At 68.7% G+C, this 16,203-nt stretch carries 14 protein-coding genes and 1 pseudogene; 9 read left to right on the top strand and 6 right to left on the bottom strand.

What is annotated here, in order from left to right:
* Positions 1 to 109: 109 nt before the first annotated feature.
* The 6 genes from ABT122_RS07750 (at position 110) to ABT122_RS07725 (ending at position 4,453) form a co-directional block, all read left to right on the top strand.
* Positions 110 to 400: a hypothetical protein gene (locus ABT122_RS07750; protein ID WP_351546951.1), complete on the top strand. Its 291-nt coding sequence runs from the start codon at positions 110 to 112 to the stop codon at positions 398 to 400.
* Positions 401 to 719: 319 nt separating this feature from the next.
* Positions 720 to 1,130 carry a rodlin gene (locus ABT122_RS07745; protein WP_351546949.1) on the top strand — a complete coding sequence of 137 codons (411 nt, stop codon included), beginning with the start codon at positions 720 to 722 and terminating at the stop codon, positions 1,128 to 1,130.
* Positions 1,131 to 1,478: 348 nt separating this feature from the next.
* A complete protein-coding gene (locus ABT122_RS07740) occupies positions 1,479 to 1,889 on the top strand; it encodes a rodlin (protein WP_351546945.1) in 411 nt (136 codons plus the stop codon).
* 306 nt (positions 1,890 to 2,195) lie between these two features.
* A complete protein-coding gene (locus tag ABT122_RS07735; protein WP_351547132.1) occupies positions 2,196 to 2,387 on the top strand; it encodes a chaplin in 192 nt (63 codons plus the stop codon).
* A 336-nt stretch (positions 2,388 to 2,723) separates the two neighbouring features.
* A complete protein-coding gene (locus ABT122_RS07730; RefSeq protein WP_351546942.1) occupies positions 2,724 to 3,935 on the top strand; it encodes a pyridoxal phosphate-dependent aminotransferase in 1,212 nt (403 codons plus the stop codon).
* Positions 3,936 to 4,069: 134 nt separating this feature from the next.
* Positions 4,070 to 4,453 carry an SCO4983 family protein gene (locus ABT122_RS07725; RefSeq protein WP_351546939.1) on the top strand — a complete coding sequence of 128 codons (384 nt, stop codon included), beginning with the start codon at positions 4,070 to 4,072 and terminating at the stop codon, positions 4,451 to 4,453.
* A 330-nt stretch (positions 4,454 to 4,783) separates the two neighbouring features.
* Here ABT122_RS07725 and ABT122_RS07720 read toward each other — a convergent pair whose 3' ends face one another.
* A complete protein-coding gene (locus ABT122_RS07720; RefSeq protein WP_351546936.1) occupies positions 4,784 to 6,628 on the bottom strand; it encodes a phosphoenolpyruvate carboxykinase (GTP) in 1,845 nt (614 codons plus the stop codon).
* Between the two features lie 301 nt (positions 6,629 to 6,929).
* Between ABT122_RS07720 and trhA the strand changes: the two genes are divergently transcribed.
* Positions 6,930 to 7,604, top strand: a complete 675-nt coding sequence (gene trhA / locus ABT122_RS07715; protein ID WP_351546933.1) for a PAQR family membrane homeostasis protein TrhA — start codon at positions 6,930 to 6,932, stop codon at positions 7,602 to 7,604.
* An 18-nt stretch (positions 7,605 to 7,622) separates the two neighbouring features.
* Entirely contained in the window at positions 7,623 to 8,234 is a 612-nt protein-coding gene (locus ABT122_RS07710; RefSeq protein WP_351546932.1) for a TetR/AcrR family transcriptional regulator, read from the top strand.
* A 49-nt stretch (positions 8,235 to 8,283) separates the two neighbouring features.
* Here ABT122_RS07710 and ABT122_RS07705 read toward each other — a convergent pair whose 3' ends face one another.
* Positions 8,284 to 10,296: a thioredoxin domain-containing protein gene (locus tag ABT122_RS07705; protein WP_351546930.1), complete on the bottom strand. Its 2,013-nt coding sequence runs from the start codon at positions 10,294 to 10,296 to the stop codon at positions 8,284 to 8,286.
* A gap of 180 nt (positions 10,297 to 10,476) precedes the next feature.
* Between ABT122_RS07705 and ABT122_RS07700 the strand changes: the two genes are divergently transcribed.
* Positions 10,477 to 11,043 (top strand): Uma2 family endonuclease, encoded by a 567-nt coding sequence (locus ABT122_RS07700; RefSeq protein WP_351546929.1) that lies wholly within the window; start codon positions 10,477 to 10,479, stop codon positions 11,041 to 11,043.
* Between the two features lie 517 nt (positions 11,044 to 11,560).
* Here ABT122_RS07700 and ABT122_RS07695 read toward each other — a convergent pair.
* From ABT122_RS07695 to ABT122_RS07680, 4 genes and pseudogenes are all read right to left on the bottom strand, one after another.
* Positions 11,561 to 13,237, bottom strand: coding sequence for a DUF262 domain-containing protein (locus ABT122_RS07695; RefSeq protein WP_351546927.1), 1,677 nt, complete (start codon positions 13,235 to 13,237; stop codon positions 11,561 to 11,563).
* Positions 13,238 to 13,239: 2 nt separating this feature from the next.
* Entirely contained in the window at positions 13,240 to 14,265 is a 1,026-nt protein-coding gene (locus ABT122_RS07690; RefSeq protein ID WP_351546924.1) for a hypothetical protein, read from the bottom strand.
* A complete protein-coding gene (locus tag ABT122_RS07685; RefSeq protein ID WP_351546922.1) occupies positions 14,255 to 15,517 on the bottom strand; it encodes an AAA family ATPase in 1,263 nt (420 codons plus the stop codon). The genes ABT122_RS07690 and ABT122_RS07685 overlap by 11 nt, the downstream gene beginning before the upstream one ends.
* A gap of 518 nt (positions 15,518 to 16,035) precedes the next feature.
* Positions 16,036 to 16,152 (bottom strand): annotated as a pseudogene (locus tag ABT122_RS07680) (DUF255 domain-containing protein); the annotation flags it as partial.
* Between the last annotated feature and the right edge of the window lie 51 nt (positions 16,153 to 16,203).

The raw sequence follows: 16,203 nt of genomic DNA, 5'->3' as shown, positions 1-16,203 counted from the left end.
GGACGGAAGGCTGATACGAGAATCGCCGTGGGGGTTTCCCCGGTGCCGGGGTCTCGTTGTCCAGGGCGACGGCGGCGACGGCCGCCGCCGGAGAAAGGGATGCGAAGAGATGAAGTACACCAGGGTTGCCGCGGTCATCGCCGGTTCGCTCGCCGCGCTCGGCGCCGCCGCTCCCGCGATGGCGGCGAACGGGCCCACCATGCCCACGAGCCTGAACGGCGGCCTGGACTCGGCCATCAGGCAGACCCCCCTGCTCAACGGCGGCAGCGGCGACGCGGTGACGGACGTGGCCACCACCGCCACCGAGCTGAACCAGGTCAAGGGCGACGCCCCGCAGAACGCGCTGAAGGCGGCGGGCGCCCTCACCCCGATGCTGGGCGGTGTCCAACTGGGCGGCTGACAGCCGCCGGCGGACGCGGGAGGGGGTGCGGCGATCGGCTGCCGCACCCCCTCCCCATGCCGTCCGTCAAATGAAGTGCGGCCGTACGGGTGGCGTACGGCCCCGGTCCACACCACCCGGGGCGCGGACGGGTACAGAGCGGGTCGGAGCCTCCGTGGTGACGACACGGGCGGTGTCCGCAGTGCCCCCCGATCGGTGCGATAAGCCGATGAGTCCGCCGCATGGGGGCCATTGGAGTGAACCGGCGGAACCAAAACCCCCGTGCGGAGTTGCTCAGGTCGCTCCACTTGCGGGCATCCACGAGACAGAAGGACGGAACATGCTCAAGAAGGTTATGGCGACCGCCGCGGTCACCCTCTCCGTGGCGGGCGCGGGCGCGGCGATGGCTCCGCAGGCTATGGCCATCGGCGACCACCAGGGCACCACCTCGGTCAGCGGCAACGACTCGTTCCAGGCGTACGGCAACTCCGAGACGCACGGCGACCTCAGCCCGCAGCTGAGCCTCGTGCAGGGCTCGCTCAACAAGCCGTGCATCGGCCTGCCGCTCAAGGCGAACGTCGGCTCGCTCATCGGGCTCATCCCGGTCACCGTCCAGGACGTCAACGTTCTTTCGTCGCCGCAGAACCAGCAGTGCACCGAGAACTCCACCCAGGCCAAGGGCGACGAGCCGCTGTCGCACATCCTCAGCAACATCCCGGTGCTCTCCGGCAACGGCGTCGCCAACCGCTGAACCGCCGCGCCGCCGCCCGCCGGGCGGGCGTGACGCGCCGCTCCCGTGTGAATACCCCGTCACCCTCGCGGTGCCGGGGTATTCGCGCTCCGGCGCGCCGGAGCGTCCGACCGCCGGCCGATTCAGTCCGCAGACGGGTGATCGCGAGATCCGTTCGGCCGTACGGCGCCCGGCCGGGTGTCCGCCGGGGCGACGCCATTCGAATGAATTCGCCTCGACTCTCCGTACGCCAGGGACACCTCACCGGCGGACATTGCGTCATTCGGGTGAACGGGCGGAACCAAACGGGCCGAGAGCAGTTGATCAGGTTGCTCCACGATCGATCGTTCACAGCGAAAAGGAACACAAGTGATCAAGAAGATTCTGGCAACCGCCGCGGTCACCGCTTCGATGGTGGGCGCCGGCGCCACGATGGCCCCCCAGGCCATGGCCATCGGCAACGACAACGGCACCACGTCCTTCAGCGGCAACGGCTCGACCCAGGCCTACGGCAACTCCGCCACGCACGGCGACATGAGCCCGCAGCTGGCACTGGTCCAGGGCTCGCTCAACAAGCCCTGCATCGGCCTGCCCGCGAAGGCGAACGTCGGCTCGCTCATCGGCCTCATCCCGGTCACCGTCCAGGACATCAACGTCCTGTCGTCGCCGCAGAACCAGCAGTGCACCGAGAACTCGACCCAGGCCAAGGGCGACGAGCCGCTGTCGCACATCCTCAGCAACATCCCGGTCCTGTCGGGCAACGGCGCCGGAAACAACTGAGCTTCGGCACCGAGGCCATGAGTGTGCCCCTGAGCGCGGCGCGTTCGGGGGCACACTCCATGACCGGTCCTTCCCCGCACATCGGAAAAGGCAATGCGCCACGGTGCTGCAAAAGAGTGACTTTTCGAACTGACGGCCATATCCAGGTTTCCATTCGGGAACCCCATCGTTACTAGGTCTGTGGGGGTGCCATGCACAGGAAACTGTCGACGCAGCGCGAAGGCCGCGGCTGCGTACAGCACCGCCGCTGAAAGGATCAATGAAATGAAGCACAAGAAGGCTGCTGCCGTTGTCGCGGGCGTCCTCATGGCGCTGGGCTCCGCCGCTCCGGCCATGGCCGATGCGGGTGCCAACGGCGCTGCCGTCGGTTCGCCCGGCGTGCTGTCGGGCAACGTGGTCCAGGTCCCCGTCCACGTCCCCGTGAACCTCTGTGGCAACTCGATCAACGTCATCGGCCTGCTGAACCCGGCCTTCGGCAACACCTGCATCAACGCCTGACATTACGACGGCGTTCTCCGCCCCGGGGTGCGAGCCAATCGCGCCCCGGGGCTATTTCGTGCCCGATACCCGGACCCCGCCCGGGATGGTTCCCGGAGCCGTTCCCGGGGCCTCCCACGGTCGGGTGACCGGGTGCCGAGTGACGAGGACAACACCCCGGCGCCGATTCTCCGCCCGTACCGCATAAACCGCAGGCATGAAGCCCGCACGGCTGTCGCATTCCAAGGATGTTCACCCCTGGCACCGGCCCAAGCACCCGCGCCGGTATTCCCCCGCGCGACCGCTCCGGGCGAAAACGCTCAGCGGTCGCGGTTACACGCCCGTAAGCTCACCGGCATGCAGGTGATCCAGTCGACCAAGCTCGCAAATGTCTGTTACGAGATCCGGGGACCCGTCCTTGAGGAGGCGATGCGGCTGGAGGCGGCGGGCCACCGCATCCTCAAGCTCAACACCGGCAACCCGGCGGCCTTCGGGTTCGAGTGCCCGCCCGAGATCCTGGAGGACATCCTCCGCAATCTCGGTGACGCGCACGGCTACGGTGACGCGAAGGGGCTGCTCTCCGCGCGGCGCGCGGTGATGCAGCACTACCAGACCAGGGGGATCGAGCTGGACGTCGAGGACGTCTACCTCGGCAACGGCGTCTCCGAGCTGATCCAGATGTCGATGCAGGCCCTGCTCGACGACGGCGACGAGGTCCTCGTACCCGCTCCGGACTATCCGCTGTGGACCGCCTCCGTCTCCCTCGCCGGAGGCACGGCCGTGCACTACCGCTGCGACGAGCAGTCCGACTGGATGCCCGATCTCGCCGATGTGGAGCGGAAGATCACCGACCGCACCCGGGCGATCGTGATCATCAATCCGAACAACCCCACCGGCGCCGTCTACGACGACGAGATGCTGCGCGGGCTCACCGAGATCGCCCGCCGCCACAACCTGATCGTCTGCTCCGACGAGATCTACGACAAGATCCTCTACGACGGCGCCACCCACACCCCGACCGCCGCCATCGCCCCGGATCTGATGGTGCTCACCTTCAACGGGCTCTCCAAGAACTACCGGGTCGCCGGATACCGCTCCGGCTGGATGGCGGTCTGCGGACCGAAGGCCCATGCCTCCTCGTACATCGAGGGGCTGACCATCCTCGCCAATATGCGGCTGTGCGCGAACATGCCCTCCCAGCACGCCGTCGCCACGGCGCTGAACGGCCGGCAGTCCATCCACGACCTGGTGCTGCCGGGCGGACGGATTCTGGAGCAGCGCGATAAGGCGTACGAGCTGCTCACCCAGATCCCGGGGGTCACCTGTGTGAAGCCCAAGGGCGCGCTCTATCTCTTCCCGAGGCTGGACCCCAAGGTCTACAAGATCAAGGACGACCGGCAGATGGTCCTCGATCTGCTGCGCTCGGAGAAGATCATGGTCGTGCACGGTACGGGGTTCAACTGGCCGGAGCCCGATCACTTCCGGATCGTGACGCTGCCCGCGGTGAAGGAACTGGCGGACGCGGTGACCCGGATCGGCTCGTTCCTGGACGGGTACAGCCAGCCCTGACCGATTCCCGACCCCGTCCGAGCTGCGGAAACCGGTCGGCGCGGCACTATCGCGCCAGCACATCCGACTCGACTCAACTTTAGACATAATCCAAGGTAGGATGGTCTCCTGATAGAGAGCAGGAGGCCATCGCCATGTACGAGCCGATTCGCACCAAGTCCGTCCACTCGATGGCCGAGAGTGCCGCCTATCCCCACCGCTCGCGCGAGGAGGAGCTGGACATCCAGCTCGCCGGCCATCTCTCGGCGCTGCTGGCCGTCACCGACGAGCTGGCGCTGGAGGAGGCCGCCGAGCGCATCGCCGGCCAGATCACCCGGCTGCGCGACATGCCGCCGGTCCGGCACGCCCCGCCGAGCCGCGCCCGTACCGAGGATCTGCACCGCCGGGCCCACACCCTGGCCGGCCGTGCCCTGGTCGTCGCGGCCTCCCGCGCGGACACCACGGCCGCCATCCTCGCCGCCGAGCGGATGGACGCCCACGCCGCCGCGCTCGAGCGCCGGCTGGTCGGCGCCCACTGATCGGCCCTGGTTCACGGGCCGGGAAGGCGCGTGGACCGGGTGCCCCGCTGCGTCCTCGGACGAGGTCCCCCATCCCCCCTGGATTCCGTCCGAGGGCGCAGCCCCCTCTTCCCGCGGCCCCGCGGTTGTCCGTGGACGGAAAGAAGTGGCCCCCGGAGTCTGAGGGAGGACTCCGGGGGCCGGGACGCGGCGGACCTGAGGGACGCCACAGGTCAGGGCGGATGTCGGACGGTCCGCCGCGGGGTTTCGGTGCCCGGCGCGACCGGCCGGGCGGGGGTGCCGCACGCACCGGCCGGGCCCCGGGGCCCGGCCGTCCGCGCGGTACCGGGCTCAGCCCAGGCGCGCGACCAGCGCGTGGTACTCGTCCCACAGCTCCTTCGGCGCGTGCTCGCCGAAGGTGTTGAGGTGGTCGGGGACGAGTGCCGCCTCCTCGCGCCAGACCTCACGGTCGACCTTCAGCAGGAAAGCGAGGTCCTCGGCGGGCAGGTCCAGGCCGTCGGTGTCGAGCGACTCGGCCGTCGGCAGAATGCCGATCGGGGTCTCGACGCCCTCGGCGCGGCCCTCCAGCCGCTCCACGATCCACTTCAGCACCCGGCTGTTCTCACCGAAGCCCGGCCAGACGAACGCGCCCGCGTCGTTCTTGCGGAACCAGTTGACGTAGTAGATCTTCGGGAGCTTCGCCGCGTCCGCGCCCTTGCCGACCTTGACCCAGTGGGCCATGTAGTCGCCCATGTTGTAGCCGCAGAAGGGCAGCATCGCGAAGGGGTCGCGGCGCAGCTCGCCGACCTTGCCCTCGGCGGCGGCGGTCTTCTCGGAGGCGACATTGGCGCCCAGGAAGACCCCGTGCTGCCAGTCGAAGGACTCGGTGACCAGCGGGACGGCACTGGCCCGCCGGCCACCGAAGAGAATCGCCGAGATCGGCACGCCCCGGGGGTCCTCCCACTCCGGCGCGACGGTCGGGCACTGCGCGGCCGGCACGGTGAAGCGGGCGTTGGGGTGCGCGGCCGGGGTGGCGGACGCGGGGGTCCAGTCGTTGCCCTTCCAGTCCGTGAGGCGGGCCGGGGCGTCCTCGGTCATGCCCTCCCACCAGATGTCGTTGTCCTGGGTGAGCGCGACATTGGTGAAGACGGCGTTGCCCCAGAGGGTCTTCATGGCGTTGGCGTTGGTGTGCTCGCCGGTGCCGGGCGCGACGCCGAAGAAACCGGCCTCGGGGTTGATCGCGTACAGCCGGCCGTCCTCGCCGAAGCGCATCCAGGCGATGTCGTCGCCGATGGTCTCCACGGTCCAGCCGGGGATGGTGGGCTCCAGCATGGCCAGGTTGGTCTTGCCGCAGGCGGAGGGGAAGGCGGCGGCGATGTACTTGGGCGAATCGGACTCACCCGCGGGCGGGGTGAGCTTGAGGATCAGCATGTGCTCGGCGAGCCAGCCCTCGTCGCGGGCCATCACGGAGGCGATGCGCAGCGCGTAGCACTTCTTGCCCAGCAGGGCGTTGCCGCCGTAGCCGGAGCCGAAGGACCAGATCTCCCGGGTCTCGGGGAAGTGCGAGATGTACTTGGTGGAGTTGCAGGGCCAGGGCACGTCCCGCTCGCCCGGGGCCAGCGGCGCGCCCAGGGTGTGGACGGCCTTGACGAAGAAGCCGTCATCGCCCAGCTCGTCCAGGACGGCCTGTCCCATGCGGGTCATGGTGCGCATGGAGACCGCGACATAGGCGGAGTCGGTGATCTCGACGCCGATGGCGGAGAGCGGGGAGCCGAGCGGGCCCATGCAGAAGGGGACGACGTACATCGTCCGGCCGCGCATCGAGCCGCGGAAGATGCCGTCCTCGCCCGCGAAGATGTCCTTCATCTCCGCCGGGGCCTTCCAGTGGTTGGTGGGCCCGGCGTCCTTCTCGTCCTCGGAGCAGATGAAGGTGCGGTCCTCGACCCGGGCGACATCGGTCGGGTCGGACGCGGCGTAGTACGAGTTCGGGCGCTTGACCGAGTCCAGCTTCCGGAAGGTGCCCTTGGCCACCAGCTCCGCGCAGAGCCGGTCGTACTCGGCCTCCGATCCGTCGCACCAGACGACACGGTCCGGCTGTGTGATCGCCGCGATCTCGTCGACCCAGGAGATCAGCGCCTTGTGATCCGTGGGTGCGGGGGTGGGGACGGTGGTGGGAGCCGCGATGTCGCGCGCCACGATCGCTCCTAAATAAGGGTTGAGGGTTTGCCCTGTGCTGTTCTCGTCTGTTGCCCCGTGGGGGCCGCGGCCCGGATGCTTCGCTGGCGCTCATCCGGTGCCGACCGCACTCATCTGATCATCCCGTGCTCCGCGCCCATATGTCCAGAGGGCGCCTCACGTGAGCATCGCCACTTGTGCCGGCCTCCGGCACCGGGAACTTCTGCACCTCTATCAACCGATTGCTCCGCGGAGAAGTCACTCCGGATGAGGGGCGGGCACCCCCACGCCTTACTTACGGTTGCGTAGGTACCATCCAGACATGACGTCTGCCGCGCCCGAAGTGACCGAGATCGAACCGCCTCCGGTGAAGCCGAAACTGCGCGGCTGGCTGCATGCCGGGATGTTCCCCGCCGTGGTGATCGCGGGACTGGTGCTCACGGCCCTCGCCGACTCCGGCCGGGCCCGGGTGGCCTGCGCGATCTATGTGGCCACCGCGTGTCTGCTCTTCGGGGTGAGCGCGCTCTACCACCGGGGGAACTGGGGCCCGCGCGGTGAGGCCGTGCTCCGCCGGCTGGACCACGCCAATATCTTCCTGATCATCGCGGGCACCTACACCCCGCTGGCCATGCTGCTGCTCCCCGACTCCACCGCCCGGCCCCTCATGTGGGCGGTCTGGGCGGCGGCGGCGGCCGGGATCGCCTTCCGGGTCCTGTGGGTCGGCGCGCCGCGCTGGCTCTACACGCCCTGCTACATCGCGATGGGATGGGCGGCGGTCTTCTTCCTGCCGGACTTCCTGCGGACGGGCGGGATCGCGGTGCTCGTCTGTGTGGTCGTCGGCGGGCTGCTCTACAGCGTCGGAGGCGTGGTCTACGGAATCAAGCGCCCCAATCCGTCACCCCGGTGGTTCGGGTTCCACGAGGTGTTCCACTCGCTGACGCTGGCCGCGTTCGTCGTCCACTACGTCGGGATCTCCCTGGTGGCCTACCAGAACTGACCACGGGACAATGGGCCCATGTCCCGTACCGCACACACCGCTCAGTCGCCGATGGGGCTGCGGGAGCGCAAGAAGCTCAAGACACGGATCGCGATCCGGCGGGCGGCCCACCGGCTGATCGCCGAGCAGGGGTACGAGGCCACCAGCGTCGAGCAGATCGCGGAGGCCGCCGAGGTCTCCCCCTCCACCGTGAGCCGCTACTTCCCGGCGAAGGAGGACATCGTCCTCGGCGACGGAGTGGACCCGGTGCTGGAGGCCGGGCTGCGGGCGCGGCCGGCGGGCGAGGACCCGCTGGACTCGATGCGGTACGTCCTCACCGGTGCCCTGGCCGGCCTCCTCGACGGGGAGCGGGCGGCGGCGGTCCAGCGCACCCGGCTGATGGTGGAGGTCCCGGCGGTGCGGGCGCGGCTGGACGAGTCCCTGGCGCGCACGGCGGAGCTGCTGGTCCCCGTCCTGGCGGACCGCGCCGGCCGCCCCCGGGACGACCTGGGCGTCCGGGTGTTCACGGCGGCGGTGCTGGGTGCCCTGCGCGAGGTGCTGCTGCACTGGGCTGCCCGGGGCCACCGCGACGACCCGGTGGAGCTGCTGGACCGGGCGCTCCGGGCGATGAAGGACGGTGTACGGCTGTAGTCGCCGGCGCCCCGGCGGAGGCCTCCGGCGGGCGCGGTCCGTCCGGCGGTCACTCCCCCGGGGCCAGCTCCCGCGCCAGGTCGGCCGGGTCCGTCACCGGCATCCGGCAGACGAAGCCCCGGCAGACATAGGCCGCGGCCCGCCCGTCCACCAGCGGCCGGTCCCGCAGCAGCGGGAACTCCCCGCTGTCCGGCGCCCCGGCCGCCACCACGGCACCGGGCGCGGTGGCGAGCAGCGCCGTCCGGTGCAGCGCCTCCGCCGCCGGATCGCCCTCCGGACCCGCCACGGCGACCTCCCGGGGCCCGTCCAGCAGCGCCTCCGCGACGGCGAGCCCCCAGCCGATGAACCTCGGTGCCCTCGGCCCCAGCGCCTTCACCACCCCGAGCGCCTCCTCCGCCGCCGTGCGATGGGCCTCGGACCCGGTGTGCGCGGCATAGGAGAGCAGCGCCCCGGCGGCGGCGGTCCAGCCGGAGGGGGTGGCGTTGTCGGTCGGGTCCTGGGGGCGGCGGATGAGCTTCTCCGCGTCGTGCGCGGTGTCGTAGAGCGTCCCGTTCTCGCCGGTGAAGCGGTCGAGGACGATGTCCAGGAGGAAGCCGGCGAACTCCAGCCACACCCCCTCCCCGGTGACGGCCGCCAGCGTGAGGAAGCCCTCGGCGACATCGGCGTAGTCCTCCAGCACCCCGGCGTTCGGGCCCACCCGGCCGTCCCGGGAGGTGCGGGAGAGCCGGGCGGAGGGGTCCAGGTGCACCCGTACCAGCAGATCGGCGGCCTCGGTGGCGCGCTCGATCAGATCGGGCCGGTCGAAGAAGGCACCCACCTCGGCGAGGGCGGCGATGGCGAGCCCGTTCCACGCGGCGACCACCTTGTCGTCGCGCTCGGGCCGGTGCCGCCGCTCGCGCGCGGACCACAGCCGCTCCCGGATCGCCGGACCGGCCTCCTCGCCCGGGAGCCGCAGAACGGACGAGCCGTGCTCGAAGGTGCCGGCCTCCGTCACCCCGTACAGCTCGGCGGCGCGCCGGCCGTCCTCCTCGCCGAGCACGTCGCGGAGCTGCCCGGGTGTCCACGCGTAGAAGGCGCCCTCGGTCCGCTCCCCCGCCGCGTCCACGCTGTCGGCGTCGAGCGCGGAGGCGAAGCCACCCTCGGTGGTGCGCAGCTCCCGCACCATGAAGTCGGCGGTCTCCAGCGCGACCCGGCGGGCGAGCGGGGAGCCGGTGACCCGCCACAGATGGGCGTAGACCCGGCAGAGCAGGGCGTTGTCGTAGAGCATCTTCTCGAAGTGGGGCACCACCCACTCGCGGTCCACCGAGTAGCGGGCGAACCCGCCGCCGAGCTGGTCGTAGATCCCGCCCCTGGCCATCGCCTCACAGGTGGCGGCGGCCATCTGGAGCGCCCCCTCGGCCCCGGTGCGGGCGTGGTGCCGCAGCAGGAACTCCACCACCATCGCCGCCGGGAACTTGGGCGCCCCGCCGAAGCCCCCGTGCCGCTCGTCGAAGTCCCGGCTGAGCGCGAGCAGCGCCTGCGCCAGCTCCTCCTCGCCGGGTGTGCCCTGCCCCCCGTGGGCCAGCGAACGCCCGCCCAGATCCCGGCTGATCCTCCGCGCCACCTCGTCCACCTCGCCCCGCCGCTCGCCCCAGGCGGCGGCGACCCCTTCCAGGACCTGCCGGAAGGAGGCCATCCCGTGCCGCGGCTCCGGCGGGAAGTAGGTCCCGAAGTAGAACGGCTCCCCCTCGGCGGTGAGGAACACGGTCATGGGCCAGCCACCGTGCCCGGTGGCGGCCTGCACGGCCTCCATGTAGACCGCGTCGACATCCGGCCGCTCCTCGCGGTCGACCTTCACCGCGACGAAGTGCTCGTTGACGTAGGCGGCGGTGGGGGCGTCCTCGAAGGACTCGTGGGCCATGACGTGGCACCAGTGGCACGCCGCGTAGCCGACCGACAGCAGCACGGGTACATCCCGCCGTCGCGCTTCCTCGAAAGCCTCCGGCGTCCAGGGCCACCAGTCGACCGGATTGTCAGCATGCTGAAGCAGGTAGGGCGAGGTCGCGCTGGCCAGCCGGTTCATGCGGTCCAGCCTCTCACAGCGCCCCGGCCCGGCAGATGAGGCCCGCACGGGCCACCGCGCGCTGCCGATCGACACTCGTGGCTCTGCCCGCTCTTCGGAACCGGGCGTACCGGCAGCGCGGAACAGTAGTCTGAGCCCAGCAGTGCCGGACCTGTCGAGGCTCCTCGGAGGAGGTACATCATGACCGCCGAGATGGTGGCACCCGCATGGATGCATACGCAGATCAGCGCGGAGCAGTACGACTCCTGGTCCGAGGAGCAGTGTGCCGGCATCGAGATCGTGGACGGGATGGTCGTCGTGAGCCCGAGCGCCTCCAAGCGGCACAATCGGCTGGCCCGGATCCTGGCCAATGCCCTGGACGCGGCAGCAGGCCCGGACTGGAACGCCGACACGGACTTCGACGTCCGCCTGCAGGACGTTCCCCTCACCAACCGCCGCCCGGACGTGGCTGTCTACCGGGCGGACACCATCGACCTCACACCCACCCGCCCCGAACACCTGCTCTTGGTCGTCGAGGTCGTGTCGCCCGGCTCGGAGACCACCGACCGGATCGTGAAGGTGGACCAGTACGCCAAGGCGGGCATCCCCTTCTACTGGCGGATCGAGCAGGCCGCCACCGGTCTCCCGATCATCTACACCTACGTACTCGACCCCGCCACCAAGGCTTACAGGGACGGTGAGATGTTCACCGGCACGGTGAAGGCCACCGCACCTTTCTCCATCGCGGTCGATCTTGGGCTCGCGTAAGGCACAGAGAAGCCGCCCCTCTATCGACCCTTGACCGTCAGCACCCGCATCACGGTGCTTCGCGGACCGATCAGGACATTCTCTGGCTACGGACCAGATGCACGACACGCGAATGCCACTCCGACTCGCACACGATCGTTCAGCCGCGCCCAGCCAAGAACTACTCGAGGGCAGGCTAACGGACGGCCGCACCCGCGGGGCAGCCGTCCAAACAGCGACCCCAGTCTTGGTCTCCAGTTGCGGTTCATCGACGCTGACGTGCTACGACCGCCCCGCTGCGCCAACCATGGCGCTGCAGGCAGGTACGAGCTGACGTGTTCGACCACCAGCCGACCATCCATGCGGACGTCACTGTCGGCGGCGATACAAGAGTTCACGGGAAAGTGGCCCGTCCTCACGAGTCGAGCGTAGAAGCTCGTGTGATGAGCCTGGCCGCGCGCGGGTCGGTGAGAGGCATCCCGCACGGCCCTGTCGGATCAGGGCTCGGGTAGGTGGTGATCGCCATGCCCGCGGCCTCTCACTCGGTGTCGATATCAGCCTCGCCGACCTCCTTGTCGGCCGACTTGATGCCCAGGCTTTCGATGAACTGCCTTTCCCGCGCCGCTAGTTCGTGCTGCCGGGCGAGGATGAACTCGGTGAACTCATCAGCCTTGAGGTGTTCGATGGACTCGAGGCTGACTCCGTGCGAGTCCAGGATGTCGGTCCGCCCTTCCTCCGCGAGCCTGATGAGCGCCTGCCGGATCGACACACGCGGCGGCGTCGTCATGACGATCCGGTTGGCAGGACTGGAAGCCCCGGGGACCCCGCTTTGGGTGATGACGTGTCGATAGGTTTCGCTGTGCGCCGTCGCCAGCTGTTCCAGCACGTTGGCGGTGTCGCCGTCGAGGTTCTTCCGATCCGGGAACGTCTGCAGGTCCCACAGGAGGTAGGCGCGCACGCGCGCGCTGCGCAGGTCGAAGCGTTCGGGGAAGGAACGGGCCCGCTCAGCGGCATAGCTAAGCCCACTCTCGCTTCGGGCGAAGGCCTTCATCTCCGTGATGAACTTCCGGACCTGGGTGGTGTTGGACCCGGCGAAGGTGCCCGCCAGGGACGTGGTCCAGAACCAGTGCCGCAGCTTGACCCGCTGCTCAGCTTCGACCTTGTCGGAGAAGTGGAAGAAGACGGCGAGCAGCATGATCTGGATGTTGTAGGGAACCAGGCGAGCCAGCGGTACCCGCACCTCCTCGCGCAGGAACTCGACCACCTGCTGGAGGATCAGGTCGGTGTCCTCCACCGCGGTCATGAGCTGGCCCTGGACCTTGCGGGCCATCGTCTCCCAGGAGGTGTCCCGCTGCACGTCCTCCTCGCCGGACAGCGCGAGGACGGTCTGGAAGATCGTCATGATCGGGATCTCGCCGAAGCCCGAAGCTGCGATCCGCCCCTTGATCTCCTCCATCTTGTCACTGAGCGTCTCCGAGGAGCCGATGGTCCCGTAGGTCAGTGCGGAGACCATCTGATCGGGACGCATCTTCTGGCCGCTGCTGTTGATCCTGGAGAAGACCTCGATCGCCTGCTGAAGAGTACCGCCCTCCATGCGCACTACGGAGACCTTGTAATTCTTCACCCGCTTCGCAATGCGCTCGCTCTCCTTGGTGAGGCGGCCGGCCTCCTCGCGGGAGTGGGGGACGTCGGACAGGGTCCGCGCGTATTCGAGAAAGTCCAGGGTCCCCAGTACAGACCGCATGGGCAGGAAGTGGCTGGGCACCGGCTCGCCGCTCTTCCAGTGGCGGTAGCGCACACCATCGTGTTCCGACCGGACGAGCGGCCGGTAGACCCACCACATCCAGTCCTCCTGACGCGCGGACGACGGGGCGTCGGCCGAGCGGTGGAGGACGCCGAAGAGCGTCGAGAGCCGCTGGTGACCGTCCAGGATGTAGGCGACCTTCGCCCCTTCCGGTGCCGGCGGAATCCTGCGACCACCGATGGTGTCGAGGCTTTCGAGCGGCATGGTGGTCTCCCAGATGAGCAGGCTGCCCATCGGATACCCGCGTTCCATGCTGTCGAAGAGCTGGAGCATCTGCTCGGGGCGCCACAGGAACGGGCGCTGGAACTTCGGTACCCGCAGCTCGCCCTGCGCGATCCGCTCCAGGACCTGCTCCAGGAAATGGACCTCCGGCACCACAGAGATATCCTTGACCACCTCGATGTCTCCCATGCTCAGACCACGCCCCGAATCGTTTCGAACATCGATCGCAATTCCTGTTTCGCTCGGGGGCCCAGGCCATCCAGGTCCCTCTCCGATATGCCGCCGCGCTTCACCTCTTGCAGAAACAGACCCGGCAAGTCCGTTCCAAATCCCTCTTGGAGGGTGATGAGATCCTGCTCCGCCACTTCGTCGTACAGATCACCGTGGCGCTGCGGGACGACGTAGGTGGTCCCCGCCTTCCCGGAGTGGCGCCCCTTCTGGCCGGCACCCATCTGCGGCTTCCCCTTGAATCCGTACTTCATGTCGAAGTGGGCTCGCTGCTCGGGCGAGAAGGCCTTGAGGGACTCCAGGCGCTTGGCCATGGAGGACATGCCGACGGCCCTCTTCGGCTGCCGGGCCAGGACCCGGTTGGGGATGTAGTTCTCCATCTCACGGAAGCTGAGGACGTGCGCACTAACGCCTTCGGCCACGGCGGCTTCGGCCTTCTCGTGATTGCCGGTCCGGTCCGTGGGGTGGAAGCTGTCACTGTCGATGACGAGGACCACACGCTTGGTACGGGAGAACTGCGCAGCCTGGTCGACTGCATGACGGGTCGCCCCGTCCTTGCCGCCTCCGTTGTACACGCCGAGGCGGCTGCCCTCCTTAGCGTCAATGACGTCCTCGCAGCCGAGCAGGCGCGCGAGCGCCTCGATCATCTGCCAGTCGTAGATCGCGTTCTCCACGACCAGCACGGCCGGCCGCTCCAGGTCGCGGATGTCCGCCGTGAGCGTCTCAGCTGCCACCCTGACCACGCCCGTGGCCCCCCCTTGCGGCGCCCAGGCCTGCGCCATGCTCGCCTTCTGCGCGAGCAGCAGGTAGCTCTGCGCCAGGACAGGGAGGTGACGCTCCAGGAACGTATGGACGGCGTCCACATCACGCGGGGAGATCGCCCACTCGTGCCGCGCCTCGCTGAAGAACGCGATCAGCTTCAATATGAGCTCTGCGTTCTCGTCGCCCTGCCGGCCCTTCAGCAGGTCGACGGGAATCTCAACGCGCATCGTCGATCCGATTCGCCTGCGCGTCCGCGAGGGCCCGCACCTCCTCGAAATCCTCCGCGAAGACTCCCCGCGGCCAATAGTCGAGATTGCCGAGGGCGTCCACCTCGATCTTCCACAGAGTGGCGGCCCCCTCGGCCTGCTCAACGAAGTAGATCTTCACGTCCTCCGGCGCCAGCTTCCGCTCCGCGACCCGCCGGCGAAGCCTCAGGAGGAAGTTCTCACTGTGCGTCTCCACCAGGAAGCGCACCTGCGACTCGTGCACGGCGTCGATGTAGAAATCGGCGATCGCGGCGTGCGCCGAAGGGTGGAGATGGAGTTCGGGCTCCTCCACGATCTCGATCACCGGCCCGGCGGGCGGTTCCACGCAGTCCGCAGCCCGCTGGATCACTATCGGCAGGAACTGGACCACACCGGTGCCGACGTCGTCGATGTGGACGACGAGATCGGGGTCGCGCAAGGAACGCAGCTTGGGGATGTACATCCCGGAGCCGACGTCGGTGACTTCGAGGCGCCACCCGGGCAGGATGCTTTCCAGCAGGGTGTTCACCTCACGGCCAATCAGACCGCGGCCGTACACCTCGTCCGCGGCGAGCATGCCAAGCGCCCTCTCGCCCCGATAGCCGACGCTGCTCAAGGTTCTGGCCGGGGACCGGAAGAAGCGCTCTGGACTCTTCCTGAACGGACCGAGATACCGGATCTCGTCGAGGCCTTCCCGAATGAGCCCAGTGACACCGCTGACACCGCCGACGGAGTCCGGCCAGTCGGCCGGATCGGGTAGCAGCCCGCGAAATCCGACTTTGGCCTCCTGGCCGTCGATAAGATACGCGCGCTTCTCCTGGGAGTAGGCGTCGATGCCGGGCATCCAGGAGAGGTTCGCGACCTCGGTCCCACAGGAGATCTGCACCGAGGAGACCAGCTGCAGTCCCTGGTTGGCGATGTTCTGGACCTCGGCGGTGGCGCTGATGGTCTCGCCGCCCTCGCGCCCGATCGACACTCCCAGGCGAATATGCCCATGGGGTGATGAGCCGTGGATCAGATCGGCGAACGAAGGAGTGAAGCCCTGGATCAGGTCCAGGTCCAGAGGGTAGGGGGAGTCGCCGCGGATACCGAGGGACAGGAGCGGGAGCGCTCGCACGACCGCACTCTTGCCAGAATTGTTCCGGCCGAGTACTACGGTGATCTTTCCAAGCTCCACCTCCTGTCTCTCCCTGAAGCAGCGATAGTTCTCCAGCGAGAACCGTTCCAACGACACCGGAGCTCCCGTTCGGTTAAACCATGTCTGGCGAGGCCGTGCCGACCTCAGGGAACACCGCGCCAGCTTGGCCGCAGCAATACTCTCAGACAGTGGAAGCTCGGGACCCGAGTTTCCACCTTCCAGTTGCGGAGATGCCCGACGTCTGTCTCGGAGCTCCAGCTATCTGGCGAGACCGTCAGCCTCTACGGAACAGTCCTTCCTCGGGACGGCAGAGGTGCTGCATGTGGCTGCGAGCACAGGTACCAGAAGGGCAGCGGGCATATCAACTTCCCCTCCCTGCTACGACCTGGCCCAGCCTTTGAACCTCCTGGAAAGGACCCCGTGGCCATCGCCTGCGGCCAGCAACAGCTCCGCCCCTTGATGCAGCTGCTGTCGGAGCCTTGCCACATACGTCAGCTTGGGTTCCTCTGAGACTCAGTACCTCCGCCTCCGGGTAGCCATCACGTCCTGGCTACGGCACCCCGCACCTCGAGCGGACGCGAGAGCTGCGGACTACTGGGTTCGTGGGTTCACTGGCACCAGTGGCGACACCGGGCCTCCCCGAAAGCCTCCGGCGTCCAGGGCCACCAGTCGACCGGATTGTCAGCGTGCTGAAGCAGGTAGGGCGAGGTCGCGCTGGCCAGCCGGTTCATGCGGTCCAGCCTCTCACAGCGCCCCGGCCCGGCAGATGAGGCCCGCACGGG

The organism is Streptomyces sp. NPDC001985 (genome assembly GCF_040296845.1).
Taxonomy (GTDB): domain Bacteria; phylum Actinomycetota; class Actinomycetes; order Streptomycetales; family Streptomycetaceae; genus Streptomyces.
Note: the sequence above shows the minus strand (reverse complement) of the source record. Positions and strands in the feature narration are given on the sequence as shown.

Excerpts from the sequence above, each read along its gene's own strand:
- ABT122_RS07750 (WP_351546951.1), top strand. The coding sequence starts at position 110 with ATGAAGTACACCAGGGTTGCCGCGGTCATCGCCGGTTCGCTCGCCGCG.
- ABT122_RS07745 (WP_351546949.1), top strand. The coding sequence starts at position 720 with ATGCTCAAGAAGGTTATGGCGACCGCCGCGGTCACCCTCTCCGTGGCG.
- ABT122_RS07735 (WP_351547132.1), top strand. The coding sequence starts at position 2,196 with ATGGCGCTGGGCTCCGCCGCTCCGGCCATGGCCGATGCGGGTGCCAAC.
- ABT122_RS07730 (WP_351546942.1), top strand. The coding sequence starts at position 2,724 with ATGCAGGTGATCCAGTCGACCAAGCTCGCAAATGTCTGTTACGAGATC.
- ABT122_RS07725 (WP_351546939.1), top strand. The coding sequence starts at position 4,070 with ATGTACGAGCCGATTCGCACCAAGTCCGTCCACTCGATGGCCGAGAGT.
- trhA (WP_351546933.1), top strand. The coding sequence starts at position 6,930 with ATGACGTCTGCCGCGCCCGAAGTGACCGAGATCGAACCGCCTCCGGTG.
- ABT122_RS07710 (WP_351546932.1), top strand. The coding sequence starts at position 7,623 with ATGTCCCGTACCGCACACACCGCTCAGTCGCCGATGGGGCTGCGGGAG.
- ABT122_RS07705 (WP_351546930.1), bottom strand. The coding sequence starts at position 10,296 with ATGAACCGGCTGGCCAGCGCGACCTCGCCCTACCTGCTTCAGCATGCT.
- ABT122_RS07700 (WP_351546929.1), top strand. The coding sequence starts at position 10,477 with ATGACCGCCGAGATGGTGGCACCCGCATGGATGCATACGCAGATCAGC.
- ABT122_RS07695 (WP_351546927.1), bottom strand. The coding sequence starts at position 13,237 with ATGGGAGACATCGAGGTGGTCAAGGATATCTCTGTGGTGCCGGAGGTC.
- ABT122_RS07690 (WP_351546924.1), bottom strand. The coding sequence starts at position 14,265 with ATGCGCGTTGAGATTCCCGTCGACCTGCTGAAGGGCCGGCAGGGCGAC.